This window comes from Heyndrickxia coagulans 36D1, from assembly GCF_000169195.2.
Lineage (GTDB): Bacteria > Bacillota > Bacilli > Bacillales > Bacillaceae_C > Weizmannia > Weizmannia faecalis.
Genome location: NC_016023.1, coordinates 3,484,559 through 3,497,982, shown reverse-complemented (window position 1 = coordinate 3,497,982; position 13,424 = coordinate 3,484,559). Strand labels below are relative to the sequence as shown.

Below are 13,424 nucleotides of genomic sequence, written 5' to 3'. Positions count from 1 at the left end.
AGTAAACTGATGGTATTGTTATTGTACCGGCAGACTCAATATTTGTTGTAAGAATGGGGGCCCGTGGATGCCGACACCTAGTATGGAAGACTACATTGAACAGATTTTTATTCTGATTGAAAGCAAAGGATATGCGCGTGTTTCTGATATTGCAGAAGCGCTTTCCGTTCATCCTTCATCCGTCACGAAAATGGTACAGAAGCTGGATAAGGATGATTATCTTGTTTATGAAAAATACCGCGGACTGGTCCTCACCCCTAAAGGCAAAAAAATTGGAAAACGGCTCGTCGACCGCCATCATTTGCTTGAACAGTTTTTAAGGATCATCGGGGTCGACGAAGAAAATATTTATAGAGATGTAGAAGGAATTGAACATCACCTGAGCTGGAATTCCATTGACCGGATCGGAGACCTTGTCCAATACTTTGAGGAAGATCCGGGCCGGGTGAACGACCTGAAGCGGCTTCAGGCACAAAACGAGGATTGAATTTTCCGGCCTCCCTGCCCTTGAAATGGGTGCTGGTTCCTTTTTATGCACCGGATGATGGGGCATGTTGCCTAAAAGGCTGTCTGCCGGCACGCATCAGGATTTAGAACCCTCCCTGCTTGATGCAAGCAGGGCTCTTTCCCGCCAGCCGGAAAACAAACTTCGCATGGCGCCTTTATGCAGAAAATTAGGGCTAGAGCCAAACGATTTTCCGGTATGGGTGAAAAAATCCTTTTTTCAGGTGCAATGGGCTACAGGGGTATGTAGAATAGAAGATGGAAGCAGATTTTTGATGAAGCGGAGGATTTGACATTGCCAAGCCATTCGATTGGAAAGACGGATATTGATATTGCACAGCATGCTTCGCTGAAACCGATCAAAGAAATTGCGGAAACCGTGCAGCTTGCAGAAGAAGACCTTGAATATTACGGGAAATACAAGGCGAAAATTACATATGAAAAAATCAAGCAGCTTAAAACCAAAAAAGACGGAAAATTATTTCTTGTCACTTCCATCAATCCGACGCCGGCTGGGGAAGGCAAGTCAACCGTCACAATCGGACTCGGCGATGCATTAAAACAGCTGGGCCATAAAACCGTGATTGCCTTAAGGGAGCCATCACTCGGACCGGTCATGGGGCTGAAAGGGGGCGCAACGGGCGGCGGTTATGCACAAGTCTTGCCGATGGAAGAGATCAATCTTCATTTCACAGGCGATTTTCATGCGATTACCGCTGCCAATAATGCCATTTCCGCTTTGCTGGACAATCATATCCACCAGGGAAATCGATTGCAGATTGACCAGCGCCGCATTGTCTGGAAGCGGGCGGTCGATTTAAATGACCGGGCGCTGCGCCATGTGGTCGTCGGTCTCGGCGGTCCCGGCCAGGGCGTGCCCCGTGAAGACGGATTTGACATTACGGTGGCTTCTGAACTGATGGCCGTTTTATGCCTGGCGGAAGATCTCGAAGATTTAAAAAGGCGGATTGCGAACATCGTTGTAGCCTACAATTACGAAAAGAAACCCGTGACCGTCGGTGACCTCGGAATCGAAGGCGCGATTGCCTTATTGCTGAAAGATGCTTTGAAACCGAATCTTGTCCAGACGATCGAACATACACCGGCGCTTGTCCACGGTGGCCCGTTTGCCAATATTGCGCACGGCTGCAACAGCGTGATGGCGACCAAAACCGCTTTGAAACTGGCCGATTATGTCGTCACGGAAGCCGGCTTTGGTGCCGATCTCGGTGCTGAAAAATTCCTCGACATTAAAGCGCGGGCAGCCGGCTTGAAACCGGACGGCGTTGTGATTGTCGCCACCATCCGCGCATTAAAAATGCACGGCGGGGTGTCAAAGGAAGATTTGGCGGCAGAAAATATTGCGGCTCTTGAAGCCGGGCTTTTAAACCTGCAAAAACATGTTGAAACGATCGCTTCATTCGGTCTGCCGTTTGTCGTTGCCATCAACCGGTTTATATCGGACAGTGATGCGGAAATTGCTGTCTTAGAAAATTGGTGCAGTGAACGTGGCATTCCTGTGTCGCTTACGGAAGTGTGGGAAAAAGGGGGCGCAGGTGGCATAGATCTTGCGGCCAAACTGCTGGAAGCCGCCAAACAGCCACATACATTCAGGCCGGTTTACCCGCTTGAATCAACCATTGAAGAGAAGATAGAGGCGATTGTGCGTCAGGTGTATGGCGGCCGCGGTGCCGAATTTTCCGCGAAGGCGCAAAAACAAATCCGCGAATTTGAACAATTCGGATGGGGACATCTTCCTGTTTGTATTGCAAAAACGCAGTATTCCTTATCCGATGACCCGCACAAAACGTGCCGTCCGTATGATTTTGCGATCCATGTCCGCGAACTTGTCCCGAAGCTTGGCGCCGGGTTTATCGTTGCCCTGACAGGAGACGTTCTGACCATGCCGGGTCTTCCGAAAGAACCGGCCGCTTACCGGATGGATGTTGATGCGGACGGTCGCGCATCCGGGCTCTTTTAAACGGGGGACAGGCGATGTTTGACCCAACTGCTTTTGAAAATATGAAGACTGTATTCGAAGGTGCTGCCTATGAGCTTGATTTACGAGGGGAAGCATCCATCACCGGAAGAAAAGACCTGGTCGACCTGGCGGAAATGTCCCGGGAATACCGCATTACGCTTCAGCTTCCGGAATGGCAGGAAGCAAGCGTAACGATCTGTCTTTCGGCTTCGCTCGGGCAGCTGGCGGCGGAAATACTGGATCTCGCGTCCGGCGCCAAAGCGGGTGCCAGTGCGGCCGTAACTTTTTCCTGGAAAAACAGAGACCGATCCGCTGATTATAAACAGATTATCCTTTCCGCATGGGGAAACGGCAACCGGCGCCGCATCGAGGAAAGGACTGTCCGCTCATCACGCTCGGGTGTAACCGAAGAAGTTGCCATCGATTTTGCCCGGCTGATAACGGAAGATTTAATGGATGATTTGCTTAAGATGCCCGCAGATGCCGTGAAGACTTTGCGCCGGATGAGGGTCTAACAAAAGCTGCATGCTCTGTCGTGCAGCTTTTGGCTTGCTTGCCCAAAAAACATGATAAAATGAAGGCAAAGAAAGGGGCATTTATGTATAAACATCCGGTTCTTTTACAGATTGAACAGTTCGCCCGCGCTTTCCACAGCGGAGATGCTTCCGGTCATGACTGGCACCACATTAGGCGTGTCCGCGGGCTTGCACTCTATATTGCGGAAAAAGAGGAAAAAGGTGATCGATTTATCATTGAAGCTAGCGCCCTTTTGCACGATATTCCGGACGTAAAGCTGAACGCGGACAACCAGAAAGGGGCGAAAAAACTGAAGGCCTTTTTAAACAGCCTGCCGCTAGCGGAATATCAAAAAGAGCAAATTCAAAATATCGTTGCAAGCATTTCTTTTAAAGGCGGCAATGAAACAGAACTGTTGCATTTTGAGGCAATGGCTGTCCGTGATGCCGACCGGTTGGATGCAATCGGGGCAATTGGGATCGCTCGCGCATTCGCATACGGCGGAAAAAAGGGTCAGCCGCTCTATGACCCGGAACTGCCAGTGAGAAAACAAATGACTGAAGAAGAATATCGAAACGGGAAAACTTCCTCGATCCATCATTTTTATGAAAAGCTATTACTTTTAAAAGATAGGCTGTACACTGAGACGGCGAAAAAACTTGCAGAAGAACGCCACTACTTTATGGAGCAGTTTTTACAGGAATTTTTCAAAGAATGGAATGTTGAACGATGAAAATATTTCAAGCTCAGGGACTGACAAAATCTTACGGGGAAAAAGTGCTGTTTGGTGATCTTTCTTTCCACATTGGGGAACAGGAACGGATCGGCCTTGTCGGCGTCAATGGCACCGGAAAATCGAGCCTGCTGAAAATCATTGCGGGACAGGATGAAGCGGATAGCGGGGAACTGAGCACGCCGAACGATTATACCATTGGTTATTTGCCGCAGGAGCCTGAACTGAATCCGGCCTTCACGGTCCTTGAACAGGTATATAAAAGCGAGTCTCCAATTATGGCGCTTTTACGTTCCTATGAAGAGGCGCTGCTTGAAGTCGGGAAGGATCCGGGAAATGCAGACAAACAGGATCGATTGTTCCGGCTGCAAAAAGAAATGGATGCCGGCGGTGCATGGGAAGCCGGCGCCAATGCACAGACGGTCCTTTCAAAACTTGGCATCCGCGATTTGGACAGAAAAATTTCGGGATTGTCAGGCGGACAGAAAAAGCGGGTCGCCCTTGCCCGGGTATTAATGGAAACACCCGATTTGTTGATTTTGGATGAGCCGACCAACCATCTCGACTATCCGGCTGTCAAGTGGCTGGAAGCATTTATTGCAAAATATCCCCGTTCTGTCCTGTTTGTGACACATGACCGCTATTTCCTCGACCGGGCGGCAAACCGGATTTTCGAGCTTAATGGTGGAAAACTGTACAGCTACAAAGGGAATTACCAGGATTTTATGGAAGCAAAAGCGCAGCGGGAAGAAGCGCAACTGCAGCAGGAAGAAAAACGGAAAAATTTGTACAGGCGGGAGCTTGCCTGGATGAAGCGCGGGGCAAAGGCGCGTTCGACAAAACAAAAAGCAAGGATCGGGCGTTTTGAAGAACTGGAATCCAGCCTCGGTAAAAGCCCCCGGCAGCAGGAAGCCGATATCGCTTTGTCCGGCAGCCGCCTCGGCAAACAGGTTTTTGAACTGCAGCATGCTAATAAAGCGTTCGGTTCAGAGACGATTCTAAAGGATTTCAACCTGCTCGTAAAGCCGGGTGACCGGATCGGCATCGTCGGGAAAAATGGAAGCGGAAAATCAACTTTGATGAACATTCTCGCTGGCAGGATTCCGCTCGATTCCGGGGAACGCCTCACCGGGCAGACCGTCAAAATCGCGTATTACCGTCAGGAAACGCCAGGCATGAATGAAGATAAGCGGATGATCGAGTATATACGGGAAGCGGGGGATACGGTGACAACAAAAGACGGGGAAACGATTTCCGCCGCGCAAATGCTGGAAAGATTTCTTTTTGACATGCACACGCACGGCACCCCGGTCAGAAAACTGTCGGGCGGCGAAAAGCGCAGGCTGTATTTGCTCAGGCTTCTGATGTCGCGGCCAAATGTGCTGCTTTTGGACGAACCGACGAATGATCTCGATACGGAGACGCTTACCGTGCTTGAAGATTATATCGGAGAGTTTCCGGGCGTCGTCATCTCGGTTTCACACGACCGCTATTTTCTTGATAAAACCGCGGAGCAGCTGCTTATTTTTGAAGGCGGCGGCAAAATCAGCCGCTTTTTCGGCCGTTACAGCGACTACCTCGAAATCGCGCATGAAACGCCGGCACAGGAGGAAAAAACGGATGTGCCAAAGCCTAAACGGGAACCGAAACGAAAAAAATGGTCTTATCATGAACAACGGGAATGGGAAGAGATAGACGAAAAGATTGAAGCATGCGAGCAAACCATTGCCGAACTGAACGAACAATTGGAACAAGCCGGCTCCGATTTTGTCAAAGCTCAGGAAATTTCAACAGCGCTCGAAGAAGAAAACGAACGGCTGGAAGGCCTTATTGAACGCTGGAGCTATCTTTCCGAACTGCAGGAAAAAAACGACAACTAATTCTGAGGAAGGCGACCCGTTTTTTGCCGGAAAAGCGTGACAGTTGGTCCGTCGCTTTCCGGGCTGGAGGAATAGGTGGTAGCCGGGAACATGCTTTTTGAAAGGAAAAAAGGGTGAGCCTACGAACGCGCAAAAGATGTTTTCCATTTTCAAGATACGCTTGATATTTCCGAAAAGAATCAACTCATTCGTGTATCCACTGTGATTATGTTAAAATGCAAGTAGACTTGAATGGGAAAGGCGGTGTGGAAATGAAAATTAAAGCGATTGAACCAACGCCGAGCCCGAATACGATGAAAGTCGTATTGACGGAAGCACTGCCGGACGGCGCCCGCAGCAATTATAAGAAAGGGCAGGAAGAAGGGGTGCCGCCTGTGATCCGCCGTATTCTTGATATCGAAGGCGTGAAAGGCGTATACCATGTTGCGGATTTTCTCGCGGTGGAGCGGCATGGTAAAACGGACTGGCAGGACATTTTGCCGAAAGTGCGTGAGGTGTTCGGGGAGGCGGAAACAGAAACCGGAAACAGCCCCCGTGCCAATGAGCATTTCGGGGAAGTCCAGGTGTTTGTCCAGATGTTTAAAGGCATTCCGCTCCAGGTCAAACTGGCGGACGGGGAACAGGAAAAACGTTTCGGGCTGCCGGCTTATTTTGCCGAGGCGCTTGCCGCTGCGCAATTGGAAGGCGACAATTATGTTTTCTTGCGAAAATGGAAAGACTTCGGCGTGCGGTACGGGGAGATGCAAGAAATCGGTGCGGAAGTCACAGAAGAAATCATTGCCGCTTATCCGAAAGAAAGGCTAAACCGGCTTGTCAATGAAGCGCAGCATCCGGAGCAGGTTCAAGCCGCCAAAAAAAGGCTGAAATTAACGCCCGGCATGCTGGAAACGGATGACTGGCGCAAAAGGTACCGGCTCCTTGAACAAATGGAAGACCCTGATCTTTCCGACCTGCCTGTCCTGGAGAAAGCCCTGGAAGATGAAAAACCATCGATCAGGCGGCTTGCCGTTGTTTATTTGGGCATGGTGAAAGACAAGCGGGTGCTGCCGCTATTATACCGCGGCCTGCACGATCCGAATGCAAGCGTGCGGCGGACGGCAGGCGACTGCCTTAGCGACTTCGGGTTCAAAGAGGCATGCGGGGAAATGGCAAAAGCGCTTAAAGATAAAAGCAAAATTGTCAGGTGGCGCGCCGCCATGTTTTTATACGAAGCGGGCGACGAGGCTTCTCTCCCGGCCTTAAGGGAAGCGGAAAACGACCCTGAATTTGAAGTCAGGCTCCAGGTCAGAATGGCGATTGAGCGGATTACAAAGGGTGAAGAAGCAAAAGGCTCGGTCTGGAAGCAGATGACAGAAGCAAGGCAAATCCAGCCATAATTAAAGGAGGACATCAACATGTCAATGGCATATGAAGAATACATGCGGGCGCTTATTACCCCGATGAGGGAAGAATTGACGGCAAACGGGTTTACGGAACTGCGCACACCGGAAGAAGTCGAGGCCTATATGGAAAAAGCGGAAGGCACCACGCTGGTTGTCGTGAATTCGGTTTGCGGCTGCGCAGCCGGGCTTGCGCGTCCGGCAATTGTCGAAGCGATCCGGACGGCTGAAAAGAAGCCAGACCATCTTGTCACGGTATTTGCCGGCCAGGACAAAGAAGCAACGACAAAAATGCGTGAATATTTTACCGGCATCGAACCATCCTCCCCTTCCGTAGCGCTTCTTCAAGGAAAAGAAGTAGCCCATTTTATCCCGAGGAGCGATATCGAAGGGCATGAAGTCGAAGAAATCATCGAAAATCTGCATGCCGCTTTTGACCAATACTGCGCGTAAAATAGCGGCCCCGTTTGCATCATTCCGGGTGCAAAATGGGGCCTGTTTTTTCTGTGTAAATATTATATAATAAATACATATTCGAACTGTCGGGATATGGAGGGGATCGCGTGAAAAACTGGCTGAAAAAATCAATGGTCATCCTTGTTTCTGTTTTAACATTCGGCCTTGTCCCCCCTTCCCATGTCATCTGGAATCATCTTTATAAAACAGGAAATGAAACGGCGGAAACGACTGCTGCTTATTCCAACCGGACAGCTGCCACAAGCCGCAAAATGGACCGTGCCGCGCTTGCCCGGTCGTTCGTTGAAGATGCAGAAAAACGGGCTTATCTGAAATTCGGGGAAAGGATCAGGCCTGTCATTGAAGACGAGTTCCGTACTGCCGTTTTGCCAAATATTCAAACCGCCATCGCGGAAACGCTGCAGGAATACCCGCAGGACAAACTGCCGCTGCTCGCTGTTTCAGACCAGCCGAGTGCGGGAACCGGTGAAAAAATGTTTCATATATACAATACGGAAACAAATAAAGACATTATCCGTTTCCATGTCCGGCGCGACCATCCGCCCGGCGACGGCTACTATTTTAATTTCCATTACCATGTGGCCTTTGACCATTTCCAAACGCACCGCCATCTTGGCACCATTTACTGGGGCAAAAACATGCCGCCGCAATGGATGAAAGGGTAAAGGCGGGATGAATGCCTGCCGCGGCAGCAGCTGGAAACAAACAACGCCTTAACGGATAAAAGGCTAAAGCAGGGTGGAGACGGGCAACCCCAACATCCACGCGGACATTCCATGCACTTTTTGCAAACGCAGTGAATGCAGCACCAGCAGAAGGATATAAAATGAGCGAAATATGGCTGCTTTGTTGCCGGCTGCAACAGGGAATAATCATGCAGATGGATGGCTTTGCCCCATTTTAAATACTGGAGTTCATTTTGTACAGCACAATTTTCCAGGGTAGAAACCCGGATATTTGAATGACAAAGGATGGAATCATGATGAAACAATATTTGGATCTTTGCCGCGAAGTGCTCGAAAACGGCGTCAAAAAAGATGATCGGACCGGTACCGGAACGATCAGCGTTTTCGGCCATCAAATGCGGTTTCATTTGCAGGACGGTTTCCCGCTTCTGACAACAAAGAAACTGCATTTGAAATCGATTATTTATGAACTGCTCTGGATGCTGAAAGGAGATACGAATGTAAAATACCTCCAGGAAAACGGCGTCCGCATTTGGAATGAGTGGGCAGATGAAAACGGCGACCTCGGCCCGGTTTACGGGCAACAATGGCGTTCATGGCAAACCCGGGACGGGCGGACAATTGACCAGATCACCCAGGTCATTGAACAAATTAAAACCAATCCGGATTCCAGGCGCCTGATCGTTAACGCTTGGAATGTCGGGGAGATTGACAGGATGGCCCTGCCGCCGTGCCATTGCTTTTTCCAGTTCTATGTGGCAAACGGCAAGCTGTCATGCCAGCTGTACCAGCGTTCGGCCGATATTTTCCTCGGCGTACCGTTTAACATTGCTTCTTACGCGCTGCTTACGATGATGATTGCGCAAGTCACGGGTCTGGAACCAGGGGATTTTGTCCATACGCTTGGCGATGCCCATATTTACTTGAACCATATCGAACAAGTGAAGCTGCAGCTGGAACGGGAGCCCCGCAAGCTGCCGAAAATGGTTTTGAATCCTGAAGTAAAAGACATTTTCTCCTTCCGGTACGAAGATTTTACATTAAAAGATTACAATCCGTATCCGCACATCCCGGGGAGGGTGAGTGTATGATTTCCTTTTTATGGGCGGAAGATGAAAAAGGCGTAATCGGAAAGAACAACGCGCTTCCGTGGCATCTTCCCGAAGACCTGAAGTATTTTAAAAATGTAACAATGGGCCATCCGGTCGTCATGGGGAGGCGGACGTTTGAATCGATCGGAAAGCCGCTTCCCGGCAGAACGAATATTGTGATGACGAGAGACCCGGATTTTCAGGCGGAAGACTGCGTCGTTGTCGCCGGCAAAACAGAATTGTTAAAATGGGCGGATGCACATGGCGGCGAGATTTTTGTCACCGGCGGCGCGGAGATTTTTGCCCTGCTGCTCGAGGAAGCGGAAAAATTGTACCGGACGAAAATACACGCTGACATGGAAGGCGATACCTATTTTCCGCCCGTTGACTGGGAGAAGTGGGAAATGGCTTCCAGCACAAAGGGGATAAAAAACGAAAAAAATCCTTATGACTACGAATTTCAAGTATTTGTACGGAAAAGGTAAAAAAAACCATGGAAACATTCCCATGGTTTTTCTCTGTGCCATCAGACATAAAATAAAATAGTGAAGTACATAAATGCGCTGCCGGCAATGACAAAAATATGCCAGATCGCATGGGAGTAAGGAAGGTTTTTCCATGTGTAGAACACGGCGCCTACCGAGTAGCAGATCCCGCCTGAAAAAAGGAGCCAGAATCCCGGAGCTGAAAGCCCTTTATACAAAGGCTCAATTGCAATGAGGATCAGCCAACCCATGACTAAGTAAAGCATCGTGGACAATAATTTAAAACGGTGAATGAGAAAACATTTTCCAGCAATGCCAATAGCAGACACTCCCCACACGACCGAAAACAGCACCCATCCCAAAGTGCCATGCAGCGTAATCAGCACAATCGGCGTATAGGTTCCTGCAATTAACAGGTAAATGGCAGAATGGTCCAGAATGGCGAGAAATGTTTTCACTTTCGTCCAGTAAAAGCTGTGCAGCAGTGTGGAAAACAAATACAGAAGCAGCATGGAAATCCCGAAAACGAGAAAACTTGCCAGGTAGAGCGGGTTATTCTTTTCTGCGGCGAAAACGACGAGCACGACCATCGCCGGAATGCTGAGCAGAAAACCGATGCCATGCGTAACGGCATTGGCCAGTTCCTGTTTCCAGGATGAAAGCAGTGTTGAAGTTGTCAAAAATTTAAACCACCTTTGTCTTTGGGCTTCTCTTTATTATAGTGTTTGGCGGGCCAATCTGCAATGGAAACATCTTGCGCTTTAAGCGGGTGCAATTTTATGCGTAAATCAGCAGAAGATCCCGTTTTTCATGTTATAATGGGTACATTGTAAATTCAGAAAGGCTTGAAAAGTGGTGTCAAAAATGAAAAAATGGTTCATTCCTCTTCTCATCTCCGTTGCGCTTGCCTTATCGGGCTGTTCACACGGCATAACCGGCCTGTTGTTTAAATCGGCAAGCAATGAAAAAAAGATGGTGCCCGTTCCGCTGCACATCGTCTCGATCGGGGACTCCCTGACTGAAGGCGTAGGCGACAGCAAGGGGCGCGGCGGCTACACCTATTATTTGAAAAATGAACTAGACGCCTTAAAGGGTGTGAAAAAAACCACCATTGCCAATTATGGCGTAAAAGGGAACAGGACCGACCAATTGCTTGCCCGGCTCCAGAATGAAAAAATCCGGAAGTCCATCAAGGATTCAGATGTTGTTATTATTACCATCGGCGGCAATGATATGATGAAAGTGTTCCGTGAAAATATTTCCAACTTAAACAAGCAGGAATTTGAGGCGGCCATTCCGGGGTACAAACAACGGCTCGATCAAATTTTCCGCCGCGTCCGCGCGGTCAATCCGGATGCAAAGATCGCGCTCGTCGGTCTCTATAACCCTTTTTCAAAGTGGCTGACCGATATAAAGGAAATGGACCAAATGCTTGCAGCCTGGAATAATGCCGGCAAAGCGGTGGCATCTCGCTATAAAAATACCGTTTTTATCCCGGTTGCGGATATTTTTGAGAATAACGAAGATGCATTGCTTTATGACGATCATTTCCATCCGAACGATGAAGGGTATAAACGGATGTCGAAACGGATTTACCGGTATCTCCTGAAAGGGAATTTTTTGGGGATTCCAAAATAGCAAAGTGGTAAAGGAATGATGCTTGCGTGAAAAGAAACCCATGGAAAATCGCTTTTTTTGCACTGGCTTCAGTGGTTGTGGCCTTTGTACTTGTGCTTTCCTTTTTTCTTTTTGTGCCGGATGGCCGCGTGCCGGAACCGGAAAAAACCGGAAAAACGGTTGATTTGCGGGTAGAGACAAACAAGGCGGATTTAACGGCGCTCATTAACCGCTATTTGCGGGAAGAAAAAATAAAGGGGAAAGTGTTTTTAAATGATGAAGTCGTCTACTATGGAACTGTCGGGGTCTTTTCCGAAAAAATGCAGTATAAGATGACGTTTAAGCCGAAAGCGTTAAAGAATGGGGATCTCGTTTTAAAGCAAAAATCTGTATCCCTCGGTTCCATCCATCTCCCGGTATCCTATATTTTACAATTCGTCAAAACGACTTACCACCTGCCGAAATGGGTGATCATCCAGCCGGGCGAAAAACTAGTGTATGTCCAGCTGCAAAATATGAAGCTGGAAAACGGCGCCAAAGTAAAAGTCAACGAATTTGATTTGCAGCATGATGACATCTCGTTTACACTTGGATTTCCAAAATAACGCAAAAAGCCGGCCTTTAAAAGCCGGCTTTTCAATATGCCACAGAAGGTTTCGCCGCCGCCTGTGCACATTATACGGGTTTTAAACGATCCTTAACCCTTTCGGATAAAAGTTTTTCAAAATGCCGCCCGCTTCTTTGCTCCAGCCGAGCGGAAAACCGTCCACCGTGATCAGGACCCAGCCGCGATTCTCGCTTGTTCCCGGCAGTGTCTCCCCTTTTAAATAGCGGATGCATTCACTGCTTCCGGCGCTAAGGTCCATCCGATGTTTGCATTGTCCGGCTTTCAGGGAAAGCGCGAGCGCGTGATTCGGTTCAAACCGGTTTTTTTTGAAAGCGCCGAGATGCAGGCCGCACCGGACAAGGCGGAGCCCCTTTAACTGCGGGCAGTTAAAGGGCAGCAGGAAAAGTTCGTCTTTATACAGAAAAAAGGAGCGCCTGCCTGGATCAAAATGCTGGAGGGTGTTTTCTGCAAAGGTTGTCCAGTCTTTTTCCTGTTGCTTTGAAAGCTTCACGGTCTTTTCAAACGGCACCGTTTGCCCCGTTTCCCCCGGGTGTTTGCGCATTTTTGCGGCAAAATGGCCTTCGCCTTTTAAGCGGTGCGGCCATAAACGCGCCGCATTGGACAAATCTTGCCGCTTTTCTGTTGCCCATTCCGGCTTTCCCGGTCCGACGCCGTGTTCATGGGGAATCGGCACCAGGGCCATGTCTTCATGCCGCGCCAAAAAAGCTTCAATCGTCTGTTCGTTTTCTTCCGGAGAAAAGGTGCAGGTCGAATAAACAAGGGTGCCGCCGGGTTTTAACATCTTCCAGGCGTGCTCCAAGATCGCGCGCTGTTTTTGAGCGCACGCTTCGACATGTTCCTGGCTCCAGAAACGTGCTGCTTCAGGATCTTTTCTAAACATGCCCTCCCCAGAACAGGGGGCGTCAACCAAAATTTTATCGAAATAGTTTTCGAAATGCCGGCTCAGTTTTTCAGGCGTTTCGTTTGTCACAACGGTATTGGAGAACCCAAGCCGTTCAATATTTTCAGAAAGCGCGCGCACCCGCTTCGGATGGATTTCATTTGCAAGCAGAAATCCGTTTTCGCCGATTCCAGATGCAATTTGCGTCGATTTGCCCCCCGGCGCGGCGCATAAATCAAGCACTTTATCGCCTTTTTCAAGTCCGAGCTGCCCTGCGATAAACATCGCGCTCGGCTCCTGGATATAATAGAGCCCGGCGGCATGGTACGGGTGTTTTCCAGGCTTGTCTTTTTCTTCATCAAAATAATAACCGGAGGCAAAAGGAATTTTTTCCAAATGGAAAGGGTTGTGCGCATGCCATTCCGTTTCGCTCACTTTTGCCGGATTCAGGCGCAATCCGGATGCCCGCGGTTTTTCATAGGAGCGGAAAAAATCATCGGCTTCCTTTCCAAGCAGCTGCCCCATCTTTTCCATAAAGGTTTCAGGTAATTCCAATCATGAGACCCC

14 protein-coding genes are annotated in these 13,424 nt (G+C 49.1%); 12 read left to right on the top strand and 2 right to left on the bottom strand.

Annotated features, from left to right (window positions below; all coding sequences use genetic code 11):
* The first annotated feature begins 67 nt into the window (after positions 1 to 67).
* From mntR to BCOA_RS34040, 10 genes are all read left to right on the top strand, one after another.
* The gene (mntR, locus tag BCOA_RS34090) at positions 68 to 487 is read left to right on the top strand and encodes a transcriptional regulator MntR (protein WP_014098475.1); all 420 of its coding nucleotides are present in this window, start codon (positions 68 to 70) and stop codon (positions 485 to 487) included.
* Positions 488 to 799: 312 nt separating this feature from the next.
* Entirely contained in the window at positions 800 to 2,485 is a 1,686-nt protein-coding gene (locus BCOA_RS34080) for a formate--tetrahydrofolate ligase (RefSeq protein WP_014098473.1), read from the top strand.
* A 14-nt stretch (positions 2,486 to 2,499) separates the two neighbouring features.
* Positions 2,500 to 3,000 (top strand): hypothetical protein, encoded by a 501-nt coding sequence (locus BCOA_RS34075; RefSeq protein ID WP_014098472.1) that lies wholly within the window; start codon positions 2,500 to 2,502, stop codon positions 2,998 to 3,000.
* A gap of 83 nt (positions 3,001 to 3,083) precedes the next feature.
* Positions 3,084 to 3,734, top strand: coding sequence for an HD domain-containing protein (locus tag BCOA_RS34070; protein WP_014098471.1), 651 nt, complete (start codon positions 3,084 to 3,086; stop codon positions 3,732 to 3,734).
* On the top strand, positions 3,731 to 5,614 hold the full coding sequence (locus BCOA_RS34065) for an ABC-F family ATP-binding cassette domain-containing protein (protein ID WP_014098470.1): 1,884 nt from the start codon (positions 3,731 to 3,733) through the stop codon (positions 5,612 to 5,614). Before BCOA_RS34070 ends, BCOA_RS34065 begins: the two co-directional genes overlap by 4 nt.
* A 251-nt stretch (positions 5,615 to 5,865) precedes the next feature.
* Positions 5,866 to 6,990 (top strand): conserved virulence factor C family protein, encoded by a 1,125-nt coding sequence (locus BCOA_RS34060; RefSeq protein ID WP_014098469.1) that lies wholly within the window; start codon positions 5,866 to 5,868, stop codon positions 6,988 to 6,990.
* 18 nt (positions 6,991 to 7,008) lie between these two features.
* Positions 7,009 to 7,446: a BrxA/BrxB family bacilliredoxin gene (locus tag BCOA_RS34055; protein WP_013859198.1), complete on the top strand. Its 438-nt coding sequence runs from the start codon at positions 7,009 to 7,011 to the stop codon at positions 7,444 to 7,446.
* A 110-nt stretch (positions 7,447 to 7,556) separates the two neighbouring features.
* Positions 7,557 to 8,135 (top strand): YpjP family protein, encoded by a 579-nt coding sequence (locus BCOA_RS34050; RefSeq protein WP_014098468.1) that lies wholly within the window; start codon positions 7,557 to 7,559, stop codon positions 8,133 to 8,135.
* Between the two features lie 317 nt (positions 8,136 to 8,452).
* A complete protein-coding gene (locus BCOA_RS34045) occupies positions 8,453 to 9,247 on the top strand; it encodes a thymidylate synthase (RefSeq protein ID WP_029142277.1) in 795 nt (264 codons plus the stop codon).
* Positions 9,244 to 9,732, top strand: a complete 489-nt coding sequence (locus BCOA_RS34040; protein ID WP_014098466.1) for a dihydrofolate reductase — start codon at positions 9,244 to 9,246, stop codon at positions 9,730 to 9,732. The genes BCOA_RS34045 and BCOA_RS34040 overlap by 4 nt, the downstream gene beginning before the upstream one ends.
* A 41-nt stretch (positions 9,733 to 9,773) precedes the next feature.
* Here the strand turns inward: BCOA_RS34040 and trhA are convergent, their stop codons facing one another.
* Positions 9,774 to 10,412 (bottom strand): PAQR family membrane homeostasis protein TrhA, encoded by a 639-nt coding sequence (gene trhA / locus BCOA_RS34035; protein ID WP_014098465.1) that lies wholly within the window; start codon positions 10,410 to 10,412, stop codon positions 9,774 to 9,776.
* Positions 10,413 to 10,596: 184 nt separating this feature from the next.
* Here trhA and BCOA_RS34030 point away from each other — a divergent pair, with 184 nt between their 5' ends.
* Complete coding sequence (locus tag BCOA_RS34030; protein WP_019721148.1) at positions 10,597 to 11,370, top strand: SGNH/GDSL hydrolase family protein; 774 nt, start codon at positions 10,597 to 10,599, stop codon at positions 11,368 to 11,370.
* Between the two features lie 26 nt (positions 11,371 to 11,396).
* Entirely contained in the window at positions 11,397 to 11,954 is a 558-nt protein-coding gene (locus BCOA_RS34025) for a YpmS family protein (protein WP_014098463.1), read from the top strand.
* 81 nt (positions 11,955 to 12,035) lie between these two features.
* Here the strand turns inward: BCOA_RS34025 and BCOA_RS34020 are convergent, their stop codons facing one another.
* On the bottom strand, positions 12,036 to 13,412 hold the full coding sequence (locus tag BCOA_RS34020; protein WP_014098462.1) for an RsmF rRNA methyltransferase first C-terminal domain-containing protein: 1,377 nt from the start codon (positions 13,410 to 13,412) through the stop codon (positions 12,036 to 12,038).
* Between the last annotated feature and the right edge of the window lie 12 nt (positions 13,413 to 13,424).

What these genes read in the sequence shown, in the direction of transcription:
- BCOA_RS34070 (WP_014098471.1), top strand. Translation starts at nt 3,084, where the DNA reads ATGTATAAACATCCGGTTCTTTTACAGATTGAACAGTTCGCCCGCGCT.
- BCOA_RS34055 (WP_013859198.1), top strand. Translation starts at nt 7,009, where the DNA reads ATGTCAATGGCATATGAAGAATACATGCGGGCGCTTATTACCCCGATG.
- BCOA_RS34045 (WP_029142277.1), top strand. Translation starts at nt 8,453, where the DNA reads ATGAAACAATATTTGGATCTTTGCCGCGAAGTGCTCGAAAACGGCGTC.
- BCOA_RS34060 (WP_014098469.1), top strand. Translation starts at nt 5,866, where the DNA reads ATGAAAATTAAAGCGATTGAACCAACGCCGAGCCCGAATACGATGAAA.
- BCOA_RS34030 (WP_019721148.1), top strand. Translation starts at nt 10,597, where the DNA reads ATGAAAAAATGGTTCATTCCTCTTCTCATCTCCGTTGCGCTTGCCTTA.
- BCOA_RS34040 (WP_014098466.1), top strand. Translation starts at nt 9,244, where the DNA reads ATGATTTCCTTTTTATGGGCGGAAGATGAAAAAGGCGTAATCGGAAAG.
- mntR (WP_014098475.1), top strand. Translation starts at nt 68, where the DNA reads ATGCCGACACCTAGTATGGAAGACTACATTGAACAGATTTTTATTCTG.
- BCOA_RS34075 (WP_014098472.1), top strand. Translation starts at nt 2,500, where the DNA reads ATGTTTGACCCAACTGCTTTTGAAAATATGAAGACTGTATTCGAAGGT.
- BCOA_RS34065 (WP_014098470.1), top strand. Translation starts at nt 3,731, where the DNA reads ATGAAAATATTTCAAGCTCAGGGACTGACAAAATCTTACGGGGAAAAA.